At 45.8% G+C, this 12,689-nt stretch carries 9 protein-coding genes; 6 read left to right on the forward strand and 3 right to left on the reverse strand.

Going from position 1 to position 12,689, the window contains the following annotated elements:
- Positions 1 to 53: 53 nt before the first annotated feature.
- A complete protein-coding gene (locus NSS94_RS11075) occupies positions 54 to 1,034 on the forward strand; it encodes a S8 family peptidase (RefSeq protein WP_029519069.1) in 981 nt (326 codons plus the stop codon).
- Positions 1,035 to 1,183: 149 nt separating this feature from the next.
- Positions 1,184 to 1,669, forward strand: coding sequence for a tetratricopeptide repeat protein (locus NSS94_RS11080; RefSeq protein WP_039273453.1), 486 nt, complete (start codon positions 1,184 to 1,186; stop codon positions 1,667 to 1,669).
- A gap of 156 nt (positions 1,670 to 1,825) precedes the next feature.
- On the opposite strand, the gene budA is transcribed toward NSS94_RS11080, so the two are convergent.
- Both budA and alsS read right to left on the reverse strand, forming a co-directional pair.
- Positions 1,826 to 2,572: an acetolactate decarboxylase gene (budA, locus tag NSS94_RS11085; protein WP_029519072.1), complete on the reverse strand. Its 747-nt coding sequence runs from the start codon at positions 2,570 to 2,572 to the stop codon at positions 1,826 to 1,828.
- 163 nt (positions 2,573 to 2,735) lie between these two features.
- Positions 2,736 to 4,439: an acetolactate synthase AlsS gene (gene alsS, locus NSS94_RS11090; RefSeq protein WP_341039287.1), complete on the reverse strand. Its 1,704-nt coding sequence runs from the start codon at positions 4,437 to 4,439 to the stop codon at positions 2,736 to 2,738.
- Positions 4,440 to 4,956: 517 nt separating this feature from the next.
- On the opposite strand from alsS, the gene uxaC reads away from it, so the two are divergent.
- The 3 genes from uxaC (at position 4,957) to NSS94_RS11105 (ending at position 9,049) form a co-directional block, all read left to right on the forward strand.
- A complete protein-coding gene (gene uxaC, locus NSS94_RS11095; RefSeq protein ID WP_029519075.1) occupies positions 4,957 to 6,381 on the forward strand; it encodes a glucuronate isomerase in 1,425 nt (474 codons plus the stop codon).
- A gap of 175 nt (positions 6,382 to 6,556) precedes the next feature.
- A complete protein-coding gene (locus NSS94_RS11100) occupies positions 6,557 to 7,957 on the forward strand; it encodes an MFS transporter (RefSeq protein WP_341039288.1) in 1,401 nt (466 codons plus the stop codon).
- An 87-nt stretch (positions 7,958 to 8,044) separates the two neighbouring features.
- Positions 8,045 to 9,049, forward strand: a complete 1,005-nt coding sequence (locus NSS94_RS11105) for a LacI family DNA-binding transcriptional regulator (RefSeq protein ID WP_069010228.1) — start codon at positions 8,045 to 8,047, stop codon at positions 9,047 to 9,049.
- Positions 9,050 to 9,148: 99 nt separating this feature from the next.
- On the opposite strand, the gene poxB is transcribed toward NSS94_RS11105, so the two are convergent.
- Entirely contained in the window at positions 9,149 to 10,873 is a 1,725-nt protein-coding gene (gene poxB / locus NSS94_RS11110) for a ubiquinone-dependent pyruvate dehydrogenase (RefSeq protein ID WP_029519080.1), read from the reverse strand.
- A 314-nt stretch (positions 10,874 to 11,187) separates the two neighbouring features.
- On the opposite strand from poxB, the gene NSS94_RS11115 reads away from it, so the two are divergent.
- Positions 11,188 to 12,681: a tagaturonate reductase gene (locus NSS94_RS11115; protein WP_341039289.1), complete on the forward strand. Its 1,494-nt coding sequence runs from the start codon at positions 11,188 to 11,190 to the stop codon at positions 12,679 to 12,681.
- Positions 12,682 to 12,689 lie beyond the last annotated feature (8 nt).

Raw genomic sequence — 12,689 nt, forward strand, 5'->3', positions numbered from 1 at the left:
CATAGTTTCAAAGACGGGTGGTTTCCGATTGAATCCATGAAGGAGGGAATAGGATGGAACGTAAAGTGCATATCATTCCTTACCAAGTGATCAAGCAGGAGCAACAAGTGAATGAAATACCGCGAGGTGTAGAGCTGATTCAGGCTCCTGCGGTATGGAACCAGACTCGAGGCCAAGGCGTGAAGGTGGCGGTGCTGGACACGGGCTGTGATTCGGACCATCCTGATTTGAAGGCGCGCATTATTGGCGGACGGAATTTCACGGATGATGATCAAGGTGATCCGGAAATTTTCAAGGATTATAACGGTCATGGCACGCATGTGGCAGGAACCATTGCGGCAGCAGAAAATGCGGATGGTGTCGTGGGTGTTGCTCCAGAGGCAGACCTGCTCATCATCAAAGTGCTAAACAAGCAGGGCTCCGGTCAATATGACTGGATTATTCAAGGCATCTATTATGCGATTGAGCAAAAGGCAGATATCATATCGATGTCACTTGGCGGTCCTGAAGATGTGCCAGAGCTGCATGAAGCAGTAAAAAAGGCTGTAGCTAGCCAAATCTTGGTCATCTGTGCAGCTGGAAATGAGGGAGACGGTGACGACAGAACGGACGAGCTCGGCTACCCCGGCTGCTATAATGAAGTGATTAGCGTAGGCGCTATCAATTTTGACAGGCACGCCTCAGAATTCAGTAATTCTAATAATGAGGTGGATTTGGTTGCACCCGGAGAAGATATTTTGTCCACCGTTCCGGGCGGCAAATATGCGACTTTTAGCGGAACTTCGATGGCTACTCCGCACGTAGCAGGTGCATTGGCGTTGATTAAGCAGCTGGTAAGTGCGAGCTTTGAGCGTGATCTCACCGAACCGGAATTATATGCACAACTCATCAAACGCACGATTCCACTTGGCAATTCTCCTAAGCTGGAAGGCAACGGTCTATTGTACTTGACGGCAGTAGAGGAGCTCTCGCGTATTTTCGACGCACAGCGTGTAGCAGGAATACTAACTGCAGGATCATTGAAGGTTAAATAAACCGTAACTTCGGATATATAGCGGCTCTCCTGTAAGGAGAGTCGTTTTTTTGGATTTTAAATCTTAGGAAAAACTCCATTTACATTGCATTCAAATGTCGGGTAACATATATCTCAAAGATAGGCATGAGTCAGAAGTGGAGGATTAATATGAACGATATCATGGCGCAAGCTGGCGAGCTTAGACGAACAGGGCAAGCAGAGGAAGCACGAAAGCTTCTTTTGAAGGCATTAGAACAGCAGCAAAATGATGCAGAATTGTGGTATCAGACCGCTTGGACACATGATTCATTGGGCTTAGAGAGGGAAGCAGTACCCTATTATGAAAAAAGCCTGGGTATGGCATTATCCGCAGAATCAAGGAAAGGAGCCATCCTGGGATTAAGCAGTACATATCGTGTATTGGGGGATTATGCCAAGGCGAAAGCATGGTTGGACACAGGAATGGACGAATTTCCGGATTACAGACCGTTTCGGGTATTTTACGCGATGGTATTATATAATCTGGGGGAATTCGGGAAAGCCATGCAGGAGCTGCTAATGGAGGTGGCTGAGACGACCTCGGATTTATCTACACAGGAGTACTCACGTGCCATTCAATATTATGCAGATAAACTGGATCAGATCGAGACATAGGTGGACCGGAGTGAGAGCATAAGCAGTAACGTATATATACGCTCGTACATAAAAAGATCACAGTCAGAGAGCAGTAATTCTCTTTCCTGACTGTGATCTTTTGCTGTTTATTGTTTGGCTATAGGGTCTGTAAATTGATGAGTTAAATAGCTGCGATTACTGCGCACCTTCAGTAACGGCGATTTCCTTCTCCAGGTTTTCTCTGGACAGGTTGGCCTTCAAGTAATCCGGGGTATCGGGCAGGACCAGGTGCAGATTGGATTTTTGACAAATGCGGATGGTGCACTTTTCGACGATAAAATCAAAGACATGCCCACCCCCAGTGCGTTCATCGTTAATAAAATGCAGATGAAATCCGGCTACCCCAATACCTTGAGCATAGGCAGGTGTCCAAAAACCTGTAATCACCCCAGAAGCGTCGTTAAAAGAGAACGTAGGCTGAGATTTGGTCGCTTCGATAAAAGGTTTGTAAGGCTTCACCTGGTGAGGGACGGTACGTGTCTTTACTTCACGAAAAGTGCCATCCATACGGAAGGCATAGAACAGATTACGGCTTGGAAACAACTTTAACAGCAGAGCTTCCAGCTCTTCACGATGCATGGGGCGGTCAATAGTATATGTGAAATCTTCATGGAAAAAGGTGACGGTGGAAAAAGGTGTGGTTTCTTCCGGTTTTACGCGATGGGCCGTACCGTCTGGAAGCAAGTGATAGAATTCACCATCGAACGCGATCATCTCGCCATTCAGTTGATCAAAGGTACCAATCCCAAAATCCCCGTGCTTTTGCAACTCCTCAAAGGCAACAACTCCGTCATAAAGACCATCTAATAGAGCGAGCATAGTGGACGTTTGGTAAATATCATGGTCAGTTTCTTGCTTGGTTTCCAGTCCTGCAACGGTCATGGTAATACACTTCCTTTTGTAATTGTATGCATTTATTTTCTTTCTTTTTCAATAATAAACGTAAATTTTCAGTAAATAACGAGAATAACTCAAAAAAATCATAAAAAATAACGTTTTGCTCCATAATTGTCACGAAAACGTCACGAGTAAGTCTTGGTAAAGGTTAGTTTAATTGATTTGGCAGCAGTTTACGTCCCAACTGGATATTATCTTGATAATTAATCGGGATATCAACAACCACAGGACCATCCGTATGAAGTGCCTGCTGCAATACACTTTCCAGTTCTTCAGGAGAGTGCACGCGTAATCCGGTGGCCCCGAAGCTTTCAGCATATTTCACTACATCAACATCTCCAAATTTTACACCGGAAGTTCTGCCATATTTAATCTGTTGTTGAAATGCGACCATGTCATAGGTACCATCTCTCCATACGATATGCACTAGCGGAGAGTTAAGACGTACAGCGGTTTCGAGCTCCATGGATGAAAACAGAAATCCTCCGTCTCCAGAAATAGAAACGACTTTTTGACCGGGGTTGACGAGTGTGGCAGCAATCCCCCAAGGCAGTGCTACGCCCAACGTCTGCATTCCGTTGCTGAATAGAAGGCGCCGCGGTTCATACGAACGGAAATATCGTGCCATCCAAATGTAGTGTGAACCAACATCACAGGTGACAGTGACATTATCGTCGATCAGGCTGCGCAGTGTACGAATAAATTGTAATGGATGAATCAGATAATCGTGACTGTGTACAGGAACAGCTTCTTGCTCGTTTAGATCATGACGAAGACGATTTAATTGGTCGCAGGAGGCTTTAGGTAGCTTTAAGGTAGGCAATTCTTCTGCAAGGCCACTCACAATCAGGGCTATATTCCCGATAAGCTCGTGATCAGGTTGATAATCATGATCAATATCTGCTTGATGATCATCCAGATGAATAAGGGTTCGGTTCGCAGGAATATTCCAGTTTTTTGGATCATATTCAATAGGATCATAGCCAATCGTCAGTACCAGATCTGCCGCTCCAAGAAGCATGTCACCCGGCTGATTATGGAACAGACCGACTCTCCCAAAATAGTGGCTTTCCAGCTCCCGGGAAATGGCTCCAGCGGCCTGAAAGGTTTCAACCACAGGCAAATCCGTGTTTCGAATCAGTGCACGGATGGCTGCTGTAGCTTCGGGTGTGCTGGCTTTCATACCGAGAAGGAGTACGGGCAGCTTGGCTTTTTTGATTTGGCCTGCAACTTGTTTGATGAGCTCGGCGGGTGCGGTTCCAAGCTGGGGAAGGGAAACCTTCTCAATGGCGGTTACTTCGGATGACGAAGTCAACACGTCCTGCGGCAGACTGACAAATGTGGCTCCAGGCTGGGCTGAGGTCGCAATCCGAAATGCATTAGTAATTGCTTCCGGTACACTATCAGGATGTTCTACTTCTACACTGTACTTGGTGATGGGTTCGAAAAGTCCGGCGTTATCCATAGATTGATGCGTGCGTTTCAGGCGTTCTGATCTTGGGACTGCACCAGCAATGGCGACGACAGGATCACTCTCTGCATTAGCGGTGACAAGTCCTGTCGCCAAGTTAGACGCGCCTGGACCGGAAGTAACAATGCATACGCCCGGTTTACCTGTTAAACGACCGACCGCTGCTGCCATAAAGGCGGCATTTTGTTCATGACGGCATATGATCAATTCTGGACCCCGATCTTGAAGAACATCAAAAACAGAATCGATCTTGGCACCTGGAATGCCAAAAATATGCGTAACCCCTTGCTTGATCAAACAATCGACAACAAGGTCGGCTCCTTTTGTATCGGATTTAGTTTTAGTTTGAACAGCTTGAACTTTGGTACTCAATGCTACCACCTCTTCTTTTCATCTTTGAAATAAACCAATGAAATACTTTCAATGTAAAACAATGGATGTATATTACAATTATAATGCAATAACTGGTATTTTCAAGAAAGAAATTTTCTGAAAAAAAGAGAAAAACACATAAAACGTTTTCAAAGTTTGATTTATCGGGGAAAATTAAAAATTGTAGAATTTTCTTTTGTATCAGCTATCGGGAAAATATAGAACAGATCTGCTCCAAATGGCAGTAGGCCATTTTTTTTATTCGCTCACATGATAAAAATCACTTTCGTCTACAAAGGATAGCGGTTACAATGTAATTGTTGTTAACGTAAACATTAAATTTAAAGTGAAGTAATCCGGCTTGAAATGATGTGCAGGTATCGTATTACAGCTATATCATCTTGCCTAATCACGAGATCTGCTATGTGGTGGAGAATGCTATTATTGAAAACGAGTACAGTACAAGCATTTTTGTTAACGTTAACAATTTGTTGAGAAACACGATTATAGAAGGGATGAGAAAGTAATGACTAAAGCGTTTTTAGACGAAAACTTTTTGTTGAGCAATCCAACGGCTGAAATCTTATATCATCAGTACGCCAAGGATATGCCGATTATTGACTATCATTGTCATTTAAGTCCACAAGAAATTTATGAAAATAAAGCGTTCAAGAATATTACGGAAGCTTGGTTGTACGGAGACCATTACAAGTGGAGACTTATGCGGGCCAATGGGGTTGAGGAACGCCTGATTACGGGGGATGGCGAAGATTATGACAAGTTTATGGCTTGGGCCAAAACCGTACCTACACTAATCGGCAATCCGCTGTACCATTGGACGCATTTGGAGCTTCAACGCTTTTTTGGTGTCTTTGAGCTGCTGAATGAACAGAACGCACCAGTGATCTGGGAAAAGGTAAACCAAAAGCTGCAGGGAAAAGGCTTTGGCGCACGTGATCTGATTGTGAACTCGAAGGTAACTGTGGTGTGCACCACGGATGATCCGACAGACCATCTCGAATACCACAAACAAATCAGCAAGCTGACCGATTTCCCAGTCGCAGTGTTGCCAAGCTTTCGTCCCGACAAGGCTTTGGAGATAAATCGCGAAACTTTCCGGCCTTGGGTGGCTCGGTTGGGTGAAGTCAGCGGACTGGATGTTTCTGGCCTGGAAGGATTTTTGAATGCGCTGGCGAGCCGGGTGCGCCATTTCCATGCTGCCGGAGGCCGAGTATCTGATCATGCGCTGGATACTGTAGTCTATGAAGAAACGACACGGGAGGAAGCTGCAGCCATATTCAATAAGGCGCTGGAGGAAGGCCATGTGACTCCTTTAGAGGAGGCGAAATATAAATCGTACGTTCTGGTTTTCCTTGGCAAACAGTATGCAGAACATGGCTGGGCTATGCAATACCATATCCACGCACTGCGTAATAACAACACTACTATGTTCCGTCAATTGGGACCGGATACAGGCTACGATGCCGTAAATGATGGCTCTATCGCTCGTCCATTGGCGGCATTGCTGGACGCACAGGAGCTGGCAGGAGGATTACCGAGAACCATTTTGTATTCGCTTAATTCGGTTGATTATCCAGTACTGGCAAGTCTCGCGGGTTGTTTCCAATCCGGTGGAAATGTGGGGAAAATCCAGTTTGGCACGGCATGGTGGTATAACGACCATATCGAAGGTATGCAGGAGCAGATGAAGTTGCTGGCTAACTACGGGGTGCTGTCCCGCTTTATTGGTATGCTGACGGATTCCCGCAGCTTCCTCTCCTACACACGCCATGAATATTTCCGCCGTATACTCTGTGACTTAATTGGAACGTGGGTTCAGGAGGGTAAGGCGCCTGAGGATCTGGAGCTGCTCGGAGCCATGGTACAAAACATTTGCTACAACAACGCCGAGCAATATTTTAATTTCCCAACGGTTGTTCATAGTAAGTGAAACTACGCCCTAAGGCGAGGACTCACTAACTTCATAAGAAAGGGCTCTTACCGGGAGCTTGTTTCAAAACTCCCGGTAAGAGCAATTAAAAATAAAATAGTTATCAACTGAGGATTTTGCAAAATCCAGAACTATTTTTGTGAAATTAATTACAAACAAAGAGGAGTGTGTAGGTATGGGAGTGCCTATCGTGCAGGAGAACGTCCAAACTGACAACAAGACAGGCGAGCATATTAGCCTGAAAGAAAAGATTTCGTATGGTATGGGTGACTTTGGAAACGGATTCATGTTTGATTTGGGGCAGTTGTATTTGCTGAAATTTTTTACAGATGTAGCAGGGGTTTCTGCAGGAGCCGCCGCAGGCATTTTCTTGGTCAGCAAGCTATTTGCCGCCGTCTGTGATCCCATTGTCGGGTCCTTTGTTGATTATCGCAAACATATCGGTACACGTGGAAAATTTAGACCTTTTCTTATTGTTGGAAGCGTTATCCTTGCAATTCTTACGGTTCTAACCTTTATATCGCCGAATATTACACCCACAGGAAAACTCATTTACGCCTATGCGTCCTATATGATCTGGGGGATCGGCTACTCTATTGTAAACATTCCATACGGCTCGCTAGGTGCCGCTATTACACAGGATACTCATCAGCGTGCTTCATTGTCATCTTTCCGTCAGGCGGGATCGCTGGGCGCATTATTCGTCACCAGTGTCGTTGTCATGCCGCTTATTTTACTATTTCCTAACCACCATGTTGGCTATCCGGTTGTGATGGGGATTATGTCACTCATTGGTGTGATCGCTTTCATCATATGTTACCGAGGAACGAAAGAACGTATTATTAGCCAGTCCGGGCCAAAAGAGAAGCTATCTATAGGCGTTATTGTGCATACTTTTACGAATAACAAGCCTTTGCTGGTGCTCGTTTTGATGACGATTTTCACTATATCCGCGTACAATATTAAGTCCGCTCTGCTGATCTATTTTGCCGAATATAACTTGGGGCATGTAGAGTTAATGGCTTATATGAATTTTATTATTATCGGTTCGTCGCTACTGGGTGTATTGTTCCTGCCCAAGCTGGTACGGCGTTTCGGTAAACGAAAAACAGCCATACTGGGGATGCTGGTTAGTGTCATTGCCGACTCCATTAACTTTTTTATGCCTTCAAATGTATACATTTTCACAATCCTGGCCAGTATTTCGTTCATTGGTATTAGTATTCCTAACGGGGTGACCTGGGCATTCGTGTCCGATATTATTGATTATGGCGAATGGTCATCCGGGGAGCGTAAGGAAGGGATTACTTACTCGTTATTTAACTTTTCACGTAAGTTGGCTCAATCCTTGTCTGGCTTTCTATCGGGTATTGGACTAGCGCTCATCGGGTATGTTCCGAATGTGGTTCAGTCCTCTGGAACCCTGCTTGGGATCAAAGCATTACTTTGTCTCTATCCGGCTGTTGCCCTGGCTTTGGCCATGCTGGTCATCGGTAAAATGTACAAGCTGACGGACAGCAGACATGCAGAAATGGTTCAAGAATTACAGCGTCGACATGCGGACAACCGCGTATAATTTGTGAAAGTCTTCTTTTCCGGGCGGCTCCTGTGGTATGGTGGGTATATAATTTTTTTAGAGCCTCACTAAGGAAAGGATACGTATATGGCAGCTACCATTAAAGACATTGCCAAATTGGCTAATGTTTCCCATACAACCGTCTCCCGGGCGCTCAATAACAGCCCGCTGATTAAAGAAGATACGAAACGCAAAATTATGGAGTTGGCAGAGCAACTCAATTACATTCCAAATTTTAATGCCAAAAGCCTAGTTCTCCAGCGCTCGCATACGATTGGCCTGTTTTTCACCAGTATTTCAGAAGGCACCAGCTCCAGTTTTTTTGCCGATACCATCCGCGGTGTTAATCATGTCATTGGGGTAGATTACAATCTGTTTGTGCGAGGAATTGACGATTACGCTGATTTTTCGGCCATACACCGCAAGCGTTTTGATGGTATCATTCTGATGAGCCAGAGCGAGGCGGACAACCCTTTTATTTATCATGTGCTCGGTCAAGGCATTCCGCTTGTTGTTCTGAATCGGCAGGTGTCCGGGGCGGGGATTGTAAACGTGATTTCTAATGATAAAGAAGGGTCCTATGAAGCGGTCTCCTTTCTCGTTGAAAGTGGGCATGAACGCATTGCGATCATCGAAGGGGTAGAAGGCTTCAAGTCTACCCAGCAACGCCGCGAGGGTTTTATGAATGCGTTGATTGATAGTGGTAAGCCCATTCGACATGAATATATCGTGCAAGGTCATTATGATACTGAAAGTGGTAGCCAGGCAATGAAGCAATTGCTTTCCTTGCAGGAGCCGCCGACAGCGGTATTTTGCTCTAACGATGATATGGCTATTGGGGCAATGAATGCGGTATTCGAAAACGGCTTGAAGGTACCAGAGGATATTTCTGTCATTGGTTTTGACGATATCGGGTTCTCAATGTATACGACTCCACCGTTAACAACAGTCAAAAGACCGATTGAGCAGATTAGCGAGCGCGGAGCCGCCTGCATTCTGGAACGAATTCAGTCACCGTCCAATGAGGGCGAGCTTATATTTATGGAGACCGCGCTCATGAAGCGGAAATCAACGGCAGGCAAACCACACTAAGTTTCGTTTGATTAACAGGCAGGCCAAAGGGGCAGAAACCATGCTAGATATATGGTTTCTGCCCCTTTTAGGCTGAAATGCGTTCTGCTTCGTCTATATTTAACGAAAGAGATTGGTTTTAGCCAGTTCTACAATCTCGTCACCACGTCCGTTTAGCATCGCTTTCATCATCCACAGTGTAAATCCTTCTGCTTGTTTAAGATTAATTTTGGGTGGCATGGATAGCTCCTGGCGGTTCACCACCACGTCTACCACAACAGGGCCATCATGAGCCAATGCTTGCTGAATGGCATCTTCCAGCATGGTCGGATCTTCAACCCGGATGCCCTTGAGTCCCATGGCTTGCGCTACAGCACCAAAATCAGGATTCACCAGTTCAGTACCGTTTTCCAGAAATCCGGCCGCTTTCATTTCCAGCTCGACAAAACCGAGAGCGCCATTATTGAAAACAATGACTTTGATAGGCAGATGATGCTGCTTCAGGGTGAGCAGGTCGCCCATCAGCATCGTGAGTCCGCCATCGCCTGAGAGGGCAATCACTTGTCGGTCAGGCTCAGTGGCCTGTGCTCCAATCGCTTGTGGTAACGCATTTGCCATCGTACCATGGTTGAACGATCCGAGAAGCCGGCGCTGACCGTTCATCTGCAAATAACGCGCCGCCCATACAGTGGGAGTACCGACATCACAGGTGAAAATAGCATTTTCCTGCGCGGCGTCACTGATGACCTTGGCGAGATATTGCGGATGGATCGGCGTATGACCTGGTTTACCGACAGCAAGGTCATCCAACTCCTGGCGTACCTTGGTATAGTGGGAGACGGTTTTCTCTAGATGCTTGGAATCATGCTCTGATGTTAAATGCGGTAGCAGCATTTCCAACGTGGCTTTTACATCCCCACATAAACCATACGTTAACGGAGTACGTCTGCCAAGATGGGCTGGCTCTATATCTACCTGTAGGACAATCGCATCTTCAGGGTAAAATTGTCTGTAAGGGAAGTCTGTTCCGAGCATAAGTAGGACGTCACAATCCATCATCGCATGGTACCCGGAAGAATACCCGATCAGTCCCGTTAATCCAGCATAATAAGGGTTGTCATACTCCAGATATTCCTTGCCTCGCAGAGCGGATACCATGGGGGATTTTAACTTGTCACATAGCTGCATGAGCAATTCATGAGATTGTGAACAGCCGGCGCCGCATAGTAGCGTAATTCGTTTGCCTTGATTCAAATATTCGGCCAGTCGGGAAATTTCGGAAGCTGACGGATGCACTACAGGTGTAGTGGGATGGTAGACATGTTCAGGGACGGGTACCTTTTCCGCCCCCAATGCTGCTACATCACCGGGAAGAACAATGACGGAGACACCTGAACGTGAAACTGCCTGTTGAATGGCCATGGTCACCGTTCTGGGAATTTGACGCGGTGTCGTAATAACTTCACAGAAGTGACTGCATTCTCCGAAAAGATGTTCAGGATGCGTCGCTTGAAAATATTCACTTCCGATTTCGTCGCTTGGAATGTGAGCGGCAATAGCCAGTACAGGCACACGATTGCGGTGACAATCATATAAACCATTAATCAGATGCAAATTTCCGGGACCACTGCTTCCGGCACATACAGCAATGCTGCCACTAAGGTCAGCATCCGCTCCGGCTGCAAAGGCAGCCACTTCTTCGTGCCTTACATGAATCCATTCGATTTGACCATTGCTGCGAATGGAATCCACCATATTATTTAGAGAATCTCCAACAATGCCATAAATCCGCTTGACCCCTGCATTGACCAAAACTTGTACAATAGTATCTGCAATTGTCTTCATAGATGTTCCTCCTGCCTAGTAAGTAGTGTTATCCTGCCCGTGCTTTCTTGCGTCTATTCTCCTGAAAAGTATATAAGGACAAGGTCTCGGATAGGGTGATAGTTAGCCTTAACCGTCTTGGCTCAGCAGCGAAACAACAGAAAGAGGTCCATATACTTGCCGGTTGTTATGCAAAACTCTTATGTTAACGTGTTCATATTATTGTCATTATTATTTTTATAAAGTAAAAATGTTGAGAAAACTATTTTGTTAACGTGTGCATTATGCTAAAATAACGTTGAAATCATTATGGTAATAGTGGGAGGATACTCCGGATGAAAAAAGTAGATGCATTAGATCAATTAAACAGAAAAAGCTTTATCGTTACAGACCCGCATCCTGTGAGGGTGATGCAATTCGGGGAAGGGAACTTTCTGCGTGCTTTTGTAGACTGGCAATTTGACAAAATGAATAAGCTGGCAGAATGGAATACGGGAGTTGTGATTGTACAACCGCAGCCAGGAGGCCTCGTGGAGAAGCTTAACGAGCAGGATGACCTGTATACGGTTATTCTTGAAGGGATTAAGGATGGGAAGGCCATGAAGGAGCATACCGTTGTGGAGTGCGTCTCTCGTGGGATTAATCCGTACGGCTCGGACTTTTTGGAGTATGAAGCACTATCCCAAAAGCCGGAGCTGCGTTTTGTTGTGTCGAATACGACGGAAGCGGGGATCGCTTATGCCCCAGACGATCAGCTAGAAGATCGTCCGCAAAAGAGCTTCCCGGGCAAACTGGCTGCCTTTCTGTATAAGCGCTTTCAATTTTTTGGGGGCGATCAGAGCAAGGGATTGGTCATCATTCCATGCGAGCTCATCGACCGTAATGGAGACGCTCTCAAGGAAATCGTACTGAAATATGCGGACCAATGGAAGCTTGGAGCTGAGTTTATTGCATGGATAGAGGAAGCAAATACGTTCTGCAACAGTTTGGTGGATCGAATTGTACCTGGTTATCCCAAAGACCGAATTCATGAAATCCAAGCGGAATTGGGTTACAAGGACGATTTGGTTGTTGTGGGCGAACAGTATCATTTATGGGTTATTGAAGGGCCACAGTGGCTTAAAGAGGAATTACCTGCTCATTTGGCCGGATTGAATGTCCTGATTGTCGACGATATGGCGCCATATCGTACACGGAAAGTGCGTATTTTGAATGGAGCACATACGGCGCTTACACCTGTAGCTTATTTATATGGCCTGGACACAGTGGGGCAGGCGGTTGAGCATGATATTATGGGCAATTTTATCCAGTCGCTGATTCGAGAAGAAATTATACCGACGCTGGATTCGCCAGAAGCGGAATTGAATGTATATGCCGACGATGTTATTGAGCGGTTCCGTAATCCATATGTAAATCATTATGTTATGAGTATCGCACTGAATTCAGTGTCCAAGTTCAAGACACGGAACTTGCCATCCTTGCTCCAGTATGTGGAACAACGTAAGGAGCTGCCTGCCAAAATCGTGTTTTCACTGGCGTCCTTACTTGTATTTTACCGGGGTGATAGAAATGGCGAGTCGATTGCGTTGGCAGACGAAGCTGAAGTGTTGAGCACGTTTGGTGAACTGTGGAGTAAATATGACGGTACTCTCGCCGGGGCGAAGCAATTGACTGAGCGGGTACTCGGCAAGCAAACATGGTGGGGTCAAGATTTGAACCAGATCGAAGGGCTGGCTGAACAAACGGCACAGCACGTGTATGAAATTACAAGCAGAGGAATGAAGGAGACGCTCGATTCTCTAACCGGGAACAGCGTGCCCAGAGCATAAGCAAGGAG

The organism is Paenibacillus sp. FSL L8-0644 (assembly GCF_038008165.1).
In the GTDB taxonomy this organism is placed as follows: domain Bacteria; phylum Bacillota; class Bacilli; order Paenibacillales; family Paenibacillaceae; genus Paenibacillus; species Paenibacillus polymyxa_D.

Coding starts and splice junctions, on each gene's coding strand:
- NSS94_RS11105 (WP_069010228.1), top strand. CDS start 8,045: ATGGCAGCTACCATTAAAGACATTGCCAAATTGGCTAATGTTTCCCAT.
- NSS94_RS11100 (WP_341039288.1), top strand. CDS start 6,557: ATGGGAGTGCCTATCGTGCAGGAGAACGTCCAAACTGACAACAAGACA.
- uxaC (WP_029519075.1), top strand. CDS start 4,957: ATGACTAAAGCGTTTTTAGACGAAAACTTTTTGTTGAGCAATCCAACG.
- NSS94_RS11075 (WP_029519069.1), top strand. CDS start 54: ATGGAACGTAAAGTGCATATCATTCCTTACCAAGTGATCAAGCAGGAG.
- NSS94_RS11080 (WP_039273453.1), top strand. CDS start 1,184: ATGAACGATATCATGGCGCAAGCTGGCGAGCTTAGACGAACAGGGCAA.
- poxB (WP_029519080.1), bottom strand. CDS start 10,873: ATGAAGACAATTGCAGATACTATTGTACAAGTTTTGGTCAATGCAGGG.
- NSS94_RS11115 (WP_341039289.1), top strand. CDS start 11,188: ATGAAAAAAGTAGATGCATTAGATCAATTAAACAGAAAAAGCTTTATC.
- budA (WP_029519072.1), bottom strand. CDS start 2,572: ATGACCGTTGCAGGACTGGAAACCAAGCAAGAAACTGACCATGATATT.